We start from the raw sequence: 16,849 nt of genomic DNA on the forward strand, positions 1-16,849 counted from the left end.
ACCGCCGTACGCCCCGCGATGCCGGATCATGGGTACGGAGCGTGCGCGCACGCCATGCCTGCTTCAATGATCGGGACCAGGCACCTCCCGCACGGCATCGGAGGTGCGACGGCTACGGCAGCGGGGAGCGGCGGCTGTGCGCGTGCGATGGCGGGATCGTCTGCGGTACTGGTTCGACGGCACGATGGACCGCGGGACGCCCGCCCTGATCGGCTGGCTGGCGCTCGCGTCCGTCGCGCTCATCCTGGTGGTCACCGCGCTGGTCATCGCCCTCACCGACAAGGACGGGAACCTCGGCTGGGGCGAGGTCACGTGGATGAGCCTGATGCGCGCCATCGACCCCGGCACCGTGGCCGGGGACACCGGGCGGCCGATGTTCCTGGGCCTCATGCTCGTCGCGACCATCGGCGGCATCTTCATCGTCAGCTCGCTCATCGGTGTGCTGACCACCGGCCTGGAGAACCGCATCGCCCAGCTCCGCAAGGGCCGCTCGCGGCTCATCGAGAGCGGGCACACGGTCATCCTCGGCTGGTCGGAGCAGATCTTCACGGTCATCGAGGAGCTGGTCAAGGCCAACCACGGGCAGCGGCGCTCGTGCGTGGTGGTCCTGGCCGACCGCGACAAGGTGGACATGGACGACGAGATCCGCACCCGGCTCGGCGAGACCGGCGGCACGCGGATCATCTGCCGGTCGGGCAGCCCCCTCAAGCGGGCCGCCCTGGAGCTGGTGAGCCCGGACACCGCCAAGGCGATCCTGGTGCTGCCGCCCCCGGGCCAGGACGCCGACATCGACGTGATCAAGGCGTTGCTGCTGCTCAACAACCGCACCTGGCGCGGCGCCCGCCCGCACGTGGTCACGGCCGTGCAGAACTCCGAGAACCTCGCCGCGGCCCGGCTCGCGGGCGGCGAGTCGGCGCTGGTGGTCGACGCCGACGACATCGCCGTGCGCCTGGTCGTCCAGTCGCACCGGCAGGCCGGGCTTTCCACGGTGTGCACCGACCTGCTGGACTTCGCCGGGAACGAGTTCTACATCCGCCCCGAGCCCGCGCTGGTCGGCTCGACCTACGGCGAGGCGCTGCACGCGTACGCGCGGGGCGTCCCGATCGGGCTGCGCCGAAGCGACGGGACGGTGGTCGTCAACCCGCCGATGGACACCGCCATCGGCGCCCGCGACAGCCTGATCGTGCTGGCCGAGGACGACCTGCTGATCCGGCTGGCCGACTCCCCTCCCCGCGTGGACGAGAGCGCGATCGTCTCGGCCCCCGACCAGCGGCCGATGCCCGACCGCACGCTGCTGATCGGCTGGAACACCCGCGCGACGAAGATCATCGACCTGCTGGAGCGGCTGGTCGAGCCGGGCTCGATCGTGGACATCGCCGCGCCGCGCCGGCCCGGCGAGGTGCTCGCCACCGCGCGCCACAACCTGGCCGTCGGGTACAAGCACTGCGAGCCGACCAGCCGCAAGTCCCTGGAATCCCTGGACCTCGGCGGGTACAAGCACATCATCGTGCTGGCGGACGACGGCGCCGGCGCCGGGCAGGCCGACGACCGCACGCTGGTGACGCTGCTGCACCTGCGCGACATCGAGGTGAAGCTCGGCGACCCGTACTCGATCGTCACCGAGATCAACGACGACGACAACCGCGAGGTCTTCCAGGTCACCAAGGCCGACGACTTCATCGTCAGCACCAAGCTGATCAGCCTGCTGCTCACCCAGCTCGCCGAGAACCGCCACCTCCAGGGCGTGTTCGGCCAGCTCTTCGACCCGGTGGGCTCCGAGATCTACCTCAGGCCCGCGTCCGACTACGTCATCCCGGGCGCGCGCGGCGACTTCGCCACCGTCGTCGAGGCGGCCAGGCGGCGCGGCGAGACCGCCATCGGCTACCGCACCAAGCACGACAGCGACCACGCCCCGTCCTACGGCGTCGTCCTCAACCCCCCGAGGACCGAGCCCCTGTCCCTGGGCGCGGACGACAACGTGATCGTCCTGGCGGAGGGATAGGAGCCGCGCGGGTCGTCAGTGGAGCAGGATGCGGGCCCAGCGCCACCGGGCGACGACGAGCCCGAGCACGCCCATGACCGTGAGGTAGGCGACGCTGACCCACAGGTCAGGGCCGAGGTCGCCGAGCGCGCAGCTCCGTAGCAACTGGATCGCGTGGTACAGCGGCAGCAGCTCCACGGCCACCTGGACGGGGCCCGGGTAGACGGTGACGGGGTAGAACGTCGTCGCGAACAGGAACATGGGGAGCAGCACGAGCTGCACCCACTGGAAGTCGTGCCACGCCTTGATCCACGTGGTCACGGCCAGGCCCGCGCCTCCGAAGGCGAAGGCGACCAGCACCGTCCCGGCCAGCGACAGCAGCGCCCACGGCCACGAGACCAGCCCGAACACCGTGATCACCAGCAGGAACCCGGCCCCCGAGATGAGACCGCGCAGCACCGACCACGCGACCTCGCCGACGACGACCCCGGTCAGGGACACGGGCGTGGACAGCACCGACCGGTAGAACCTGTCGAAGGTGAACTTGACGAACGCGCTCTCCATCGTCTCGTGCAGGGCGCTGTTCATCACGGCCGTGGCGAGCAGGCCGGGCGCGACGAACGCGGCGTAGCCGACGTCCACCCCCTCGATGTCGCCGACGAGCCGCCCGATGCCGACCCCGATGGCCAGCAGGTACAGGATCGGCTCGAAGATCGAGTACAGCGCCATCGTCCACGGGCCGTGCCCCTTGTGGACCCAGACGTTGCGCAGCAGCAGGTACTGCGCGCCGCTCCAGCGGGGGACGACCGGCGGTCCGGCGGTCAACGTGGTCTCCTGCGGCATGGGGTCCCTCACAGGTGGATGTGGCGCCGGTAGGTGAACAGGGCCGCCACGACGCCCGCCGCCGTCAGCACCACCAGGTACCCGACGTGGACCAGCGACGTGCCCAGGGTGGCGGTGCCGAGGCTCAGCGTGCGGCACAGGTCGACGCCGTGCCACAGCGGCAGGACGTACGCCACGGGACGCAGCCACTCGGGGAGGGTCGCGAGGTCGAAGAACGTGCCGGCGAACAGGTACATCGGCATCATGACGAACCGGAACACGGTGTTGAGCCTGCCGAACTCGCCGACGGTGACGGTCCACGCCGCGAGCGGCGCCGCGAAGGCCATGCCCGTGAGCAGCGCCGCCGGGACGGTGAGCACGACCCACGGCGACCGGACCGCGCCGAAGGCGACCATCACCACGGCGAACGCCAGGGCGCTGCTCGCGACCCGGAACGCGATGAACAGCAGGTGCCCGGCCAGGATGTCGCGGGGCTCCAGTGGGGTCGCGGCGGCGACGAGGTAGGCGCGGTCCCGCCGCAGCGAGCTGTAGACCGCGAACGACGACTCGACGAACGCGTTCTGCATCGCGGCGGCGGCCAGCATGCCCGGGGCGAAGAACTCCAGGTAGTCGATGCCGTTCAGGGACGCGGGGTCCACCAGGCGTCCGAGCCCGGCGCCGATGGCGAGCAGGAAGAGCAGCGGGTTGGCGACGCTGAGCACGACCGTGCCCCGCCAGGTGCGGCGGTAGCGGAGCATGCGGGCGGCGAACTCGCGCAGGAACATGGGCGGCGCGGCGGACGGCGCCGGGGACACCGGAGGGGCCGGGAACGTCGCGGGGGACGCCGGAGTGACTGCCATGGAACTCCTCAGTCCGTGAGGCTACGGCCGGCGAGGCGCAGGAACACGTCCTCCAGCGTCGACCTGCGCACGAGGGCGGTGACCGGGACCATCTGGGCGGCGGTGACCACGGCCAGCGTCGCCTCGCCGTCCGGGGTGTAGACGAGCACCCGGTCGGGCAGGACCTCGACCCGTTCTCCCACGTCCGCGCGGACGAGCGCGGAGAGCTTGCCTGCCGCCTGCTCATGCTCCTCGATCGGGAACCTGAGCTCCAGGACCTCGCGCGTGGAGTGCCGCTGGATCAGCTCCTGCGGCGACCCCTCGTCCGCGATGAGCCCCTTGTCCATGACGACGAGCCGGTCGCACAGCTGCTCGGCCTCGTCCATGTAGTGCGTGGTGAGCAGCAGCGTGACGCCCTGCTGCTTCAGGCGGAACAGCCGGTCCCACAGGACGTGCCGCGCCTGCGGGTCCAGGCCGGTGGTCGGCTCGTCCAGCAGCAGGATGTCCGGCTCGTTGATGAGGGAGCGGGCGATCGTCAGCCGTCGCCGCATGCCGCCCGACAGCGAGCCGAGCTTCTCCTCCGCCTTGTCCTCCAGCTGCGCGAAGTCCAGCAGGCGGCCGGCGCGCTCCCTGACGACGCGGCGGGGCAGCCCGAAGTAGATGCCGTACATCAGGAGGTTCTCGCGCACGGACAGGTCGGGGTCGAGCACGTCGTCCTGCGGGACGACGCCGAGGCGGGCCCGGATGCGCCGCCCGTCGCGCCGGGGGTCCATGCCGAGGATGCGCAGGTCGCCGCCGGTCGGCGGGGAGACGCATCCGAGCATGCGCATCGTGGACGACTTTCCCGCGCCGTTCGGCCCGAGGAACCCGAACGCCTCGCCGCGGTCGACGTGGAAGTCGATGCCGGCGACGGCCTGGAACCCCTCCCCGCCGCGCACCTTGGCCGGGTAGGTCTTCCTGAGACCCCTCGCCTGGATCAGAGGGGCCGCTGTGCCGTCACGTGTCATGGAACCTCGAAGTCCTCGGGCGGCCGGTCCTGCTCGGTCGTCGATCAAGAACGATCTGAACCAAATCCTGCAATAAATCGCCGAAACCACGCAACTCATTTACGCGAGAAGGAAACACGAGGGCCCTGGCGTGCCGCGCACGCCAGGGCCCTCGATTCAGGATGTCAGGACGACATCACGGCTTGACGGTGGGAACCTTCCCCAGCGGAACCTTGTCGGCCTCCGGAGAACCACTGCGGTCGTCCAGGCTGACGACGAGCCACCCCTTCACCGGGGTGGACGCCAGCCGCGCCGGGTCGGCCGTGAGCGCGATGGTGCTGGACGCGCCCGGCTCCAGCGGCACGTACGCCCCCGTCGAGACGGCCGGCGCGAAGGCGTCGAACGCCGCCGGCTCGGTGTCGTCGACGAGCCCCGCGGGCACCTTGGAGGAGGCGCTGACCGAGTAGGTGAAGCGCGAGGCGCCCTCGGCCAGCCCCACCTGGGAGGCGAGGACCGGCATCAGCAGCGTGCCGCCGTTCATCGGGGCCGTGGCGACCCACGTGTCCACCAGCGACCCGTCGGCCTTGAACACGAACGTGGCGAAGCGCCCGTCGGAGGAGCCCGCGGTCACCAGGCCGTAGTCCGCGCCGACCAGGACGTAGTCGGCCGTCCCGTCCCCGGTCACGTCGATCGGGATGTCGAACTCGTTCGCCGAGGCGTTGGACCAGCGGCCCGAGGTGTTCACCGCGAACACCAGCGTCCGGTCGGTGTCCGCGCCGCCGAGCACCGAGCCCGGCAGCGCCTGCACGCCGGCCGCGCGGACGTCCATCGAGTCCTCGGCGCCCCTGACGTCCTCGGAGTCGGTGATGCCCCAGGCGTAGACGTCGGCGGCGCCGGCGTGCGCCCCCTTGTTCTGCACCTTGACGGACGTCGCCGCCACGCCGCCGCTCACGGTGTACTTGCCCGGCTGCGAGGTGGTCGCCTCGGACTGCGCGTCAGGGACGAGCAGGAACGCGGCCCGCAGCGGGTACACGCCCTCGGCGGCGGCGCGCGGCGTCGCGGTGACCGCGCCCTGGATGTGGACGAGCGACCCGAAGTTGGACGTCTCGGCGGCGGGCAGCGCGGCCACGGCCTGCGCGGTGAGCGACAGCGTGACCCGCACGTCGCGGCTGCTCTCCGGGCCGACGGTGACCGACGCCGGGGAGACCGTGGCCTGCGCGCCGTACGACTGGCCGGTGAACGCGGCGGCCAGGTCGTAGGTGACCGAGGCCTTGCCGGTGTTGCGGATGGTGAACGTCTCGCTCTGCCGGTACGCGCCGGTCAGGGACTGGAGCCCGAACGACAGGTTGCCCCCGCCGTGCCCGGTCTCGCCGAGGACGGTCGCGGCGACCGCCTGGCGCGCGGCGACGACGCCGGAGCCGGCGACCCGCGCCGTGTAGCCCGCGATCTTGGTGGACGCGTCGGCGGTGCTGACGATGGCGGCCTTGATCTGGCCCGGCCGCCAGCGCGGGTGCGCCTGCTTCACCAGCGCGGCGACTCCGGCGGTCATCGGAGAGGCCATCGAGGTGCCGGAGATGGTCGCGGGACCCGAACCGGTGCCGACCCCCGTCGAGACGATGGCCACACCGGGCGCGGTCACGTCCGGCTTCAGCGCGCTCGCGCCGTTGCCGGGGCCGCCGGAGGAGAACGAGGCGAGCTTCGCGTAGCCGGGGTTCGGGACGGCCATCGCCGTCAGCGCGGTGCTCTTGCCGTCCAGCGAGGTGGCCGCCGCGCGGTCGGTGCTCTTGATGCCGAGGAACGGGATGGTGACCGTGTAGGGCTCGCCGGTGTCGGGGTCGGAGGTGATCGGGCCCTCGATCGGCGGGTACGCCGCGTCGGTGTTGATCATCGCGACCGCGGCGGCGCCCGCCTTCTGCCCGAGAATGGCGCGCTTCACGCGGGCGCACACGCCGCGCAGCGTGATCACGAGCTTGCCCGTGACACCGCCCGGGTAGGCGGTGTAGTCGGCCGGGTCACAGCCGAGCGACACCGGCCCGGACGGGTAGCTGGTGCGCAGCACCGCGATCGGCAGCGTCCCCGAAGGCAGGGCCGCCTCGTTGGAATTCTGCGCGACGATCTCCGTGCCGTCCGCCGAGATCTTCGCGGCGGGCAGCTGGGCGCGGGCGGCGTCCAGGGCGGCCACCGAAATGGCGGTCGGGGCGACGGCCGGGGCGCCGGTGATGTAGGCGTTCGGGCCGGAGTTGCCCGCCGAGGCGACCACGGTGACGCCCGCGCGGGTCAGCGTCCGCACGGCCTGGGCGCTGGGCTCGTCGACGCGGCCGAAAGGCGAGCCGAGCGACATGTTGACGACGTTCGCGCCGTCCTTGAGCGCCCGCTCCATGGCCGAGACGATGACGTCCTCGCTCGCCGAGCCCTCGCAGCCGAACACGCGGTAGGCCATGATCAGGGCCTTCGGCGCGACGCCGGGCCCGATCTTGAAGGACTTCGAGTGCGTGGTGGAGTCGTACGGGCCGGCGTAGGTCCTGCCGCCCGCGTCCACGCCGAAGCCCGCCGCGCTGCCCGCCACGTGGGAGCCGTGCCCGTTGCAGTCCAGTGGGTCGGGGTCCGGCTTGGGCACGGAGGTCGGGATGTTGTCGTCGTAGTCGTCTCCGACGAAGTCGTACCCGCCGATCACCTTCGCGGTCGGGAAGGTGCCCGGCTCGATGACCGTGCCGTCGTTGCGCTCGAAGTCGGCCGGGTCGCCCGAACCGCCGAAGTTGGCGTGGGTGTAGTCCACCCCGGTGTCGATGATCGCGACCTTGACGCCGTCGCCGGTCTTGCCGAGGTCCTGCCAGACCTGGGGGGCGCCGATGTAGGGGACGCCGGCCGTGTTGTCACGGCTGAAGGTCCGCACCGGGTGGACCGAGACGACCTTGGGGGTCTCCGCGATGGCGGACAGGCTGCGCGCCGGGATCGTGGCGGCGATGCCGTTGAAGCTGTCGGTGTAGGTCGCGAGGACCTTCCCACCCTCGGCCTTCACCTTCTCCTCGACGCTCTGCCGCTCGGTCCGCAGCGCGGAGCGAAGGGAGGGCTTGTCGACGGACCTGCCGGCGTCCTCGGCGTCGGCCGCGGCGTCGCCGACAGGTGTGCCGGTGACCTGGATGAGCACCTTGAGGGAGCGGGCGGTGTCCAGGACGGCGGGCCTGAAGCCCGAGTAGTTGTAAGTGCCAGGCAGGTGCTGGAACGCGGGTGGCCGGGCGGGTTCTGCGTTCGCCGTGGACGGGATCACCGCCGGCGGGATCGCGACGCTCGCGGATGCGAGTACCGCGCCAAAGAGCAGACGCCTCTTCACTGATCACCTCATGGGGGGTGGTGGACATGCGTGATCAGAAGCGTCGCGCCATCGGCACAGCCGTTCGGCACCGCTTTGGTAACAAATGGGGCACAAGCTCAGTAAGCGTCGGAGTTGTCGTCCATCGCGGCTGCCCCCGGCACGCGCGAACACGTGGACGTCACGTTCTTCGGCGCGTGATTCCGCCGGGATGCCCCAGGGCCATATCATTGGGCACCTCTGATCTCGCCGCGATTCATCGGGTCCATATAAGGGGTGGGCGGTGTCCGATGCTCACCTTCCCGGCCCGGACGAACCGTCGGAGATCGGCGGCTACCGGCTGATCCGCCGCCTCGGCGGCGGGGGCCAGGGCCTCGTCTACCTCGGCCGGCCCTCCTCGGGCGAGGACGTCGCCGTCAAGGTGCTGCACGCCTGGATGTCCGACGACGCCGACGCGCGCAGGCGGTTCCTGCGCGAGGTCGACGTGGCGCGCCGCGTGGCCCCGTTCTGCACCGCGAAGGTGCTCGACATGGGCATCCAGGGCGACCGTCCGTACATCGTCAGCGAGTACGTCCCCGGCGTCTCGCTGGAGCAGCTCGTCAGGACGGCGGGGCCCCGCGCGGGCAGCGGCCTGGAGCGGCTCGCGGTCTCGACGATGAGCGCGCTCGCCGCGATCCACCGCGCGGGCATCGTGCACCGCGACTTCAAGCCGAGCAACATCATCCTCGGCCCCGAGGGCCCGGTGGTGATCGACTTCGGCATCTCGCGGGCGCTGGACACCAGCGTCACCCGCACCGGCTCGATCGGCACCCCGCCGTACATGGCGCCCGAGCAGTTCACCCACGAGTCGGCGGCCGGTCAGAGCGCGGACGTGTTCAGCTGGGCGTGCACGATGGTCTACGCGGCGACGGGTCACCGCGCGTTCCACGGCGAGACGGTCCCGGCCGTCGTCAACGCGATCCTGAACCAGGAGCCGGACCTTTCCGGCGTTCCGCCGATGCTCCAGCCGCTGCTCGCGGCGTGCCTGGCCAAGAACCCGGACGGGCGTCCGACGAGCGCCGAGCTGCTTCGCGTCCTGACCGGCGAGAACGCGGCCCCCGCCCCTCCGTCCGCGCCGGGCCCGCCCCGGCCGGCGCCTACGTTGCCCATGCCCCCGATGGGCCTGGCCGCGTGGACGCCCACCACACCGTCCGCGGGAGGCGGGGGCACCGCACCACCGGCGGGCGACCGGGGCGCCACACCCTCCGCGGCGGGCTGGGGCGCGGCGCCCTCGGCGGGAGGCCGGGGCCCGGCCACGGAACCCTCCCAGGGCACGCGGCCGGTCACGGAACCGTTCCAGGGCAACACCCGCCCCTCCCCCGGATCGACACCGGACACGCATCCCTCCCCCGGCACTGCGCCGAACACGCGCCCCTCCCCGGGACCGTCACCGGAGCGCGTGACCGAACCCGGGACACCAGGACGGCCGACCGTCCTCGGGACCCCCGGACGTCCGGCCGAGCCCGGGACGCCCGGACGGCGGACCGGCGCGATCCCGCGCCGCGCGCTCCTCGCCGCAGGGGCGGGCCTGGCCGTGCTCGGGGCCGCGGCCGTGACCCTGCCGAACCTGTTACGGGAACGCGCCAACACCGGCGGCCCGGGCGCCGAGTCCACGGTGTCCCCGCCCGGCCGCTCCCCCGCGACGACGGCCCCCGCGACCGAGCCCGCGCAGGCCCACCCCTTCGGCACCCCCCTGTACGGCGAGATCACCGAGCACGGCAACGACGTCCGCTCGATCGCCGTCGGCACGGTGAACGGCGCCCCCGTGGCGATCTCCGGCGGAGACGACAAGACCGTACGGGTCTTCGGACTCGCCGACGGCAGGCAGATCGGCGCCCCCTACACCCAGCACACCGGATGGGTCCGGGCGATCGCGTTCACCGAGCTGGACGGCGCGCCGGTCGCGGTCACCGGCAGCGACGACGACACCGTCCGCGTCTGGGACCTGGTGACCAGGAAAGCGGTCGGCTCGCCGTTCCTCGGGCACACCGGCGACGTCAAGGCGGTGGCCGTCGGGCGGCTGGACGACCGGCCCATCGCCATCACCGGCGGGGCCGACCTCACCGTCCGCGTGTGGGACCTGGCCACGGGCAAGGAGGTCCACGCCATGCGGGGCCACTCGGGGACGATCTGGTCGATCGCGTACGGCGAGGTGGATTCCAAGCCGGTGGCCGTCACGGTCGGCGACGACAAGACCGTGCGCGTGTGGGACCTGTCCCGGGGCGCGCAGCTGGGTGACTCGCTGACCGGGCACGACGATTCGGTCCGTGCGGTCGCGTTCGGCCGGCTGGACGGCACGGCCGTCGCCGTCACCGGAAGCATGGACAAGACCGTGCGCGTGTGGGACCTGGACAAGATGGAGCCGCGCGGAGACCCCTTCACCGGGCACGCCGGGCCGGTGTGGGCGGTGGCGTTCGACGAGGTCGACGGCGTGCCGATCGCCGTCACCGGCAGCGACGACAGCACCGTCCGGGTGTGGGACCTGCGCGCGGGCAAACCCCTCGGCAAGCCGCTCACCGGTCACACCGACCGCGTGTGGTCGGTCACGACGGGCCGCGCCGACGGCCTTCCGCTCGCCGTCAGCGGCAGCCGCGACGAGACCGTCCGAGTGTGGAGCCTCGCCCCGCCCTTCCCGCCCTCCGGCTCCTGACCCACCCCGCCGCGGCCCGGCCCTCGCGAGGCCGGGCCGCGCGTCCTCGCGACCGTCAGTCGGAGTAGGGGGAGACGTTGTAGCCGTAGTTGGCGAAGAACTGGAAGCCCGCCGAGAGGTTGGACAGGCGGGTGACGAGGAAGTCGTCCTGCGCGCCCGGCGGGACGGTCTCGTCCTGGCGGATCTGCACGCTCACGAAGTACGGGCTCGTGTAGCCGGTCAGGTCGATCGGGATCTCCTTGCGGTTGTCGGTCAGCCGCTTGCTGGCCAGCACGACCTCCCTGGCCTTGAAGGTCGTGGTGTCCACCACGTGCAGGATGACCTTGATGGAGTGCCCCGGGTAGCCGGTGAAGGTCTGGGAGTCCTGCGCCTCGACGACGAGCACCGTCTTGTCCTCGCCCGGCGCCGACGTCCTCTGGAGGGTGATCGGGAACTCGGTGGCCGCGCCCGCGAAGGGCGTGTCACCGTAGATGCCCGGCTCGTCGCCGAGGTGCACCCGGCCCTGCCAGATGAGCTCCGCCTGCGGGGCCTGCGCGCACGCCCCGCTCACCCGCTGCTTGGCGGCGAGATTCGCCACGTTGTGGTCACACGGGACTACCACCGTGCGGCTCTGCGTGGCCTCCGCACCGGTCATGGAGCCGCCGACGCCGAAGATCGTGACGACGAGGGCGAGGGCGATTCCGGCCCGGCTCCTGAGCCTGGCCGCTGGGAACCTGATCAAAGGGTTGCTCCTCACTGATGTAATCCCCGACTGTTTCCCCGACTTCCCCGACTTCCCCGACTTTCCGGGTCACCCCGGTCCTTGGCCTCGCCCGGACTTTCCGGGCGACGGAACGGGCGCCGGCCCGGCACGACCTCCTTTTCAGCCTTTTCGCACCATCAATCTGCGATAGGTCATATGCCGGCTCTGGTAAAGGTCGATGGTCAGGTTGACGGCGGCCACGAATTCTTCCACCATCTGCCGCCCGTACGCGGGAATCCCGGGACGGTCGGCGGGTTCGCTCGGCCAGTCGTCGATTATCCGCGGCGCGAAGTAATTCCTGACCTGGCTCTCGAAATGCTCGGCCATGGGGCCGCGCGCGACGTGCCCGTAGTCGAAGACCCTCTCCGCCGGCGGGAAGCCCGCCGCGAGCAGGTCGTCCTCGATCGTCGAGATGCGGGCGAAATGCGGGTAGGCGAAGTGGGCGGTCAGCGCCGAGACGTCGCCCTCGGTCGCGAAGGAGGTCAGCATCCAGTCGTCGACCACGAACCTGCCCCCGGGCGCGAGCGCCTCGTACACCTGGGTGAACAGCGCCCGGTGGTCGGGAACCTGGTAGAGCATGTTGATGCTCAGGGCCGCGTCGTAGGAGCCCTTGGGCAGGTCCTCCTGGCCGTCGGCCAGCACGACGGTGATCAGGTCCCACCAGTCGGGCGCCTGCCGGTTGAGCATCCGGGCGGTCATCGCGTGCGCCATCGAGTTGGTGACCGAGGTGACCGACACCCCCCGCGCCCTGACCAGCAGGCGGGCCGGTCCGCCGAGGCCGCAGCCGACGTCGAGGACGCGTTCTCCCGCGCGCAGCTCGGCGAGGTCGGCGATGGTCGTGACGTGGTCGGCCGCACCCTGCCGCCACAACCGGCCGTCCGCCCAGACGCTGGAGTCGGCCACCATCGGGGGATGCAGGAGGTCACCGGTGAAGTAGATGTGCAGTCCACCGCCGGCGAGCCCGTACTGGGCGCCGACGACGTCCAGAACATAGTGCCCGTCGTCCGTAATGGCGACCTCCTTTCCTCTGATCGGCTCAGATCAAGGATAGATTCGCCAGGAAGGTCATCGGGGGGATATCACGATATGAGGGCGAAAAACGCCACCTTGGGAAGCACCCAATCGGGCCCATCAAGCCCGGCCGAAAAGACGGGGACCGCTTTTTGATCAATGACCGCGAATGGCGGCCCGCCGACGCGCCGCGCACGGGATCCACGTGCCGGGATCGCGTGCGCGGCACACGCTCCACCGGGCCTGGAGCCCAACGGTTTCGGGTGTCCGGGAAATCGCGATGATGGAATATCCGAAAAAGCGGGAAAGGGCGGCGGGTGCCGTCAGGACTGCCCGGTCTCCAGCACGTCCTTGTCGGTCACGCCCGCCGAGTCGAAGGTGGCCACGTCCCGCAGCGCCCGCGCGGCGCTCTGGACGAGCGGCAGGGCCAGGACCGCGCCGGTGCCCTCGCCCAGCCGCAGGTCGAGGTCGATCAGCGGGCGCAGCCCGAGGTGCCGCAGCGCGGCGGTGTGCCCCGGCTCGACGGACCGGTGCCCGGCCAGGCACCCCGCGATCGACTCCGGCGCCAGCGCGGCCGCGACCAGCGCCGACGCGCCGACGATCACCCCGTCCAGGACGACCGGCAGCCGCGCCGCCGCGCCGCCGAGGATGAAGCCGGCGATCGCGCCGTGCTCGAACCCGCCCACGGCGGCCAGCGCCCCGAGCGGGTCGGCCGGGTCGGGCCGGTGCAGGGCCAGCGCGCGGCCGATCACGTCCACCTTGTGCGCCAGCATCGCGTCGTCGATGCCGGTGCCCCGCCCGGTGACCTCGTCCGGGCCGAGCCCGGTGAACACCGAGATCAGGGCGGCGGAGGCGGTGGTGTTCGCGATGCCCATGTCGCCCGCGACCAGGCAGCGGGCGCCGGAGGCGGCGAGCTCCCCCGCGACCCGGATGCCCGTCTCCACGGCCTGGCGGGCCTGGGCGGGGGTCATCGCGGGGCCCTGGGTCATGTCCGCGGTGCCCGGCGCGACCTTGTACGTCAGCAGCCCCGGCACGGGCTCCAGGTCGGCGGCCACGCCGATGTCCACGACCGTCACCCGCGCGCCGACCTGCGCGGCGAACACGTTGACCACCGCGCCACCGGCCAGGAAGTTGTACACCATCTGGGCCGTCACCTCCTGCGGCCACGGCGTCACCCCCTGGGCGTGCACGCCGTGGTCGGAGGCGAAGACCGCGACCGCGGCGGGCTCGGGCAACTCGGGAGGACACGCCCCCGCGAGCCCGGCCAGCTTCACCGAGACGTCCTCCAGCACGCCGAGCGAGCCGCGGGGCTTGGTCATGCGGTCCTGGCGGGCGCGCGCCTCGGCGATCGCGGACTCGTCGAGCGGCCGGATGGCGGCGATCGTTTCCTCAAGCGTGCTCACGGGGGCTCCTCCTCAGGTGGTCAGTCCAGACTGCCACCCGGCGGGCCAGCGGGGACGCCGGCAGAACTCGACGGGACCGACCTCGGGGCCGGAGTAGGTGGGCAGCATCGCGCCCACGGCGGTGCCCTGGAGCGGGTGGCCGGGGTCCTCCCACCATCCCGCGGGTGGCAGGCAGATCTGGTTTATGTAATGCGCTTTGAACTCGTCGGGCAATGTGCCGAAATGGGGAATGAACAGCAGGTCGATGGCCGTGCGCATCGCATCGGTCTCGTTGGAATGGGTCGCGTGGATGACCCTGACGTCCCCGATCACCAGATCGCCCGGCGAGGCCTCGATATCGATTTCCCCGTCGACCTCCCGGTGATTGACCGAATCGTGGGCCGCCGCCTCGATCTCCACGGTGTGCGGCGTCTCCAGAACGTCGTGAAGCCGGTGGCGTTTCAGGTGCGTTCCCGGTATCACGCGGAGGCAGCCGTTACGCCGCGAGGTGGGCTCCAGATAAATCATGATGAATATCTGCGTGGGCTGCCTGACATAGGTGCGCGGGTGGCCCCAGGCCCACCAGTCCTGGTGCCACCACAGGCCGGGCGAGCGCGGCGGCTTGGCGATGACGTACCCGCTGATCCAGCGGGGATCGGTGAAGCCGAGCGCGGCGAACGTGCCCCGAAGCACGTCCGAGGTGAGGATCTCGGGGACGGGGTGGTCCTCGATGGTGAGCGGCAGCAGGCTGCCGTGGTGGGCGTACCGGGACAGGTGCTCGCCCTCGGCCACGGCGAGACGCTTGGCGGCGAGTTCTGCGAGCCGTTCGATAACGGTGGAATCGAGTGCTTTCGGCACCAGACAAAAACCGTTTTCTTCGAGCTCTTTCGCGAGGTCCGTGCTCAAAATGACGACCCTCCCCGTAAATATCAGTCAGGGGCTCGACCAACCTAACACCTCGGGTTGGTGATCGGAAGTAGGATAATCGTTCACTCTGGACGGGGAATTGGATCGGGGATGCACGAGATCATCGAGACCGTGGGCCTGTCCCGCGTGTTCCGCGACCGCCGCGCCGTCGACGGCCTGGAACTCCATATCGCCGCCGGAGAGACCTACGGCCTGCTGGGCCCGAACGGCGCCGGCAAGACCACGACGATTCAGATGCTCACCACGCTGCTGGCGCCCAGCGAGGGCCGGGCACTGGTCTGCGGCCTCGACGTCGTCGGCCAGGCCGCCGAGGTCAGACGCCGGCTCGGCTACGTCTCGCAGGAGAAGGGCGTGCGCCACCGGCTCACGGGCCGCGAGAGCGTCGAACTGGAGGCCGACCTCAATCACGTCCCCCGCTCGTTACGCGCGCGGCGCGTCGAGGAGGTTCTCGACATCGTCGGCATGCTGCCCGACGCCGACCGCTTCGTCGCCGAGTACTCCGGCGGCATGCAGAAGCGGCTCGACCTGGCCTGCGGGCTGCTCCACCTGCCCGAACTGCTGATCCTCGACGAGCCCACGCTGGGCCTGGACGTCCAGTCGCGCCACCGCGTCTGGGACCACCTGCGCCGGCTGCGCGACCAGGGCATCACCGTGCTCCTCGCCACCAACTACCTGGACGAGGCCGACCGCCTGTGCGACCGCATCACCATCATCGACGGCGGGCGCGAGGTCGTCACCGGCACGCCGGCCGAGCTGAAGCGAGGCGTCGCGGCCGACACCGTCCACGTCGAGACGACCGCGCCGCACGAGCTGCGCACCGCCGTCGAAGGCGCTGCCTGGGTGCGGCAGATCACGCTGACCGACCGGCGCCACCTGCGCATCCTCGTGGACGACGCCGCCAAGGCCCTGCCCGAGGTCATGCGCGCGGCCCTGGACCGCGGCATCGACCTGGAGAGCGTCGGCCGCAGCGCCCCCACCCTCGACGACGTCTTCCTCCACCACACCGGCCGCGACCTCACGACCCCCGCCGCGTCCCCCACGGACACCGGGGAGACCGTCCACGCCCTCCACGAGGACACGCGAACGCCCCCCGCCCGCCCTCGCCCCGCCGCCGAAGGCCACCCACACACCCCGGCGGTCACGCACTCGCGCGACGGAGGCGTCCGGTCCACCCCCTCCGCTGGGGGCGTCCGGTCCACCCCTTCCGCCGGTGGAGACCCGTCGGCCCCGACGGCCCTGCTCGCCCATCCCGGGCGGCAACGCCCCATCGCCCCGGTGCCGCCCTCTTCGCCCGGCGGCTCACGCCTTCCGACGGGGTCAGCGGGGCCGCGGGCGCGGGAAGTGGCCGCGCTGCTGCGGCGCTGGTATCTCGAACTCAGCCGTGAACGGCTCCATCTGGCGTTCACGCTTCTCCAGCCCGTCATCTGGCTGGTGTTCCTGGGCAGCGCGATGGGCCGCGCCGTCGACTCGCGGGTCGTCGGGACCGGCGACTACATCGCGTTCATGCTCCCCGGCGTGATCGCGTTCACGGTCGTCAGCACCGGCGTCAGCGGAGCCGTCCCGCTGCTCTGGGACAAGGAGACCGGCTACCTGAACAAGCTGATGAGCATGCCGATCGGCCGAAGCTCCCTGCTCATCAGCCGCCTGGTGTTCCAGATGGCTCTCGGCGTCGCGCAGGCGGCCTGCATCCTCCTCGTCGCGGCGGCGCTCGGCGTACGGCCCGCGACCTCGCTGCCGGGCTCTCTTGTGGTGCTCGCCGTCGCCGCCCTGCTGGCCATGGCGTTCTCGGCCCTGTTCATGGCGCTGGCCTGCCGCGCCCCCGACCACAACGCGTTCTTCGCGATCACCGGGTTCGTGAGCCTGCCCATCCTGTTCACGAGCAACGCGTTCGTCCCGCTGGACGCCATGCCGGCGTGGATGGCCGCGACCGCGCGCCTCAACCCGCTGACCTACGCCATCGAGTCGATGCGCGTCCTCGTGGTCGAGGGCTGGCGCCCGTCCCTCACGGGCGACCTCCTGACCCTCGCCGCCTTCGCCGCGGCGGCCCTGGCCCTCGGCGTCCACCAGTTCCGTCGCCTGACCCACCGATGACCCACCCGCCTTCAGACAGGCGGCCGCCTTCCGGAAACACGCCCTCCTGAGGGGCACGCCGGATTCAGG

The 16,849-nt window shown here is 71.5% G+C and carries 11 protein-coding genes; 3 read left to right on the forward strand and 8 right to left on the reverse strand.

The features are described 5' to 3' along the window. The first annotated feature begins 136 nt into the window (after positions 1-136). Positions 137-2,002 carry a CASTOR/POLLUX-related putative ion channel gene (locus DQ384_RS05890; RefSeq protein ID WP_342769371.1) on the forward strand — a complete coding sequence of 622 codons (1,866 nt, stop codon included), beginning with the start codon at positions 137-139 and terminating at the stop codon, positions 2,000-2,002. A gap of 15 nt (positions 2,003-2,017) precedes the next feature. On the opposite strand, the gene DQ384_RS05895 is transcribed toward DQ384_RS05890, so the two are convergent. The 4 genes from DQ384_RS05895 to DQ384_RS05910 all read right to left on the reverse strand — a co-directional run bounded on the left by DQ384_RS05895 (position 2,018) and on the right by DQ384_RS05910 (position 7,959). Then, a complete protein-coding gene (locus DQ384_RS05895; RefSeq protein ID WP_181871052.1) occupies positions 2,018-2,806 on the reverse strand; it encodes an ABC transporter permease in 789 nt (262 codons plus the stop codon). A 26-nt stretch (positions 2,807-2,832) separates the two neighbouring features. After that, on the reverse strand, positions 2,833-3,663 hold the full coding sequence (locus tag DQ384_RS05900) for an ABC transporter permease (protein WP_220182798.1): 831 nt from the start codon (positions 3,661-3,663) through the stop codon (positions 2,833-2,835). An 8-nt stretch (positions 3,664-3,671) separates the two neighbouring features. Further along, positions 3,672-4,649, reverse strand: coding sequence for an ABC transporter ATP-binding protein (locus tag DQ384_RS05905; RefSeq protein ID WP_114027676.1), 978 nt, complete (start codon positions 4,647-4,649; stop codon positions 3,672-3,674). Between the two features lie 175 nt (positions 4,650-4,824). After that, positions 4,825-7,959: a S8 family serine peptidase gene (locus tag DQ384_RS05910; RefSeq protein WP_114027677.1), complete on the reverse strand. Its 3,135-nt coding sequence runs from the start codon at positions 7,957-7,959 to the stop codon at positions 4,825-4,827. A 262-nt stretch (positions 7,960-8,221) separates the two neighbouring features. Here DQ384_RS05910 and DQ384_RS05915 point away from each other — a divergent pair, with 262 nt between their 5' ends. Next, positions 8,222-10,627 carry a serine/threonine-protein kinase gene (locus DQ384_RS05915; RefSeq protein WP_114027678.1) on the forward strand — a complete coding sequence of 802 codons (2,406 nt, stop codon included), beginning with the start codon at positions 8,222-8,224 and terminating at the stop codon, positions 10,625-10,627. A 55-nt stretch (positions 10,628-10,682) separates the two neighbouring features. Here the strand turns inward: DQ384_RS05915 and DQ384_RS05920 are convergent, their stop codons facing one another. The 4 genes from DQ384_RS05920 to DQ384_RS05935 all read right to left on the reverse strand — a co-directional run bounded on the left by DQ384_RS05920 (position 10,683) and on the right by DQ384_RS05935 (position 14,668). After that, positions 10,683-11,348: a hypothetical protein gene (locus DQ384_RS05920; protein WP_245966271.1), complete on the reverse strand. Its 666-nt coding sequence runs from the start codon at positions 11,346-11,348 to the stop codon at positions 10,683-10,685. A 141-nt stretch (positions 11,349-11,489) separates the two neighbouring features. Next, positions 11,490-12,275 carry an SAM-dependent methyltransferase gene (locus tag DQ384_RS05925; RefSeq protein WP_114027679.1) on the reverse strand — a complete coding sequence of 262 codons (786 nt, stop codon included), beginning with the start codon at positions 12,273-12,275 and terminating at the stop codon, positions 11,490-11,492. Between the two features lie 428 nt (positions 12,276-12,703). After that, a complete protein-coding gene (gene cobT / locus DQ384_RS05930) occupies positions 12,704-13,783 on the reverse strand; it encodes a nicotinate-nucleotide--dimethylbenzimidazole phosphoribosyltransferase (RefSeq protein ID WP_114027680.1) in 1,080 nt (359 codons plus the stop codon). A 12-nt stretch (positions 13,784-13,795) separates the two neighbouring features. Continuing rightward, entirely contained in the window at positions 13,796-14,668 is an 873-nt protein-coding gene (locus tag DQ384_RS05935; protein ID WP_181871053.1) for a phytanoyl-CoA dioxygenase family protein, read from the reverse strand. A gap of 111 nt (positions 14,669-14,779) precedes the next feature. Between DQ384_RS05935 and DQ384_RS41030 the strand changes: the two genes are divergently transcribed. Then, positions 14,780-16,780, forward strand: a complete 2,001-nt coding sequence (locus DQ384_RS41030; RefSeq protein WP_181871054.1) for an ABC transporter permease — start codon at positions 14,780-14,782, stop codon at positions 16,778-16,780. The last annotated feature ends 69 nt before the right edge of the window (positions 16,781-16,849 follow it).

The sequence above is a fragment of the Sphaerisporangium album genome (assembly GCF_003323745.1).
Lineage (GTDB): Bacteria > Actinomycetota > Actinomycetes > Streptosporangiales > Streptosporangiaceae > Sphaerisporangium > Sphaerisporangium album.

What these genes read in the sequence shown, in the direction of transcription:
- DQ384_RS05900 (WP_220182798.1), bottom strand. Translation starts at nt 3,663, where the DNA reads ATGGCAGTCACTCCGGCGTCCCCCGCGACGTTCCCGGCCCCTCCGGTG.
- DQ384_RS05905 (WP_114027676.1), bottom strand. Translation starts at nt 4,649, where the DNA reads ATGACACGTGACGGCACAGCGGCCCCTCTGATCCAGGCGAGGGGTCTC.
- DQ384_RS05925 (WP_114027679.1), bottom strand. Translation starts at nt 12,275, where the DNA reads ATGGTGGCCGACTCCAGCGTCTGGGCGGACGGCCGGTTGTGGCGGCAG.
- DQ384_RS41030 (WP_181871054.1), top strand. Translation starts at nt 14,780, where the DNA reads ATGCACGAGATCATCGAGACCGTGGGCCTGTCCCGCGTGTTCCGCGAC.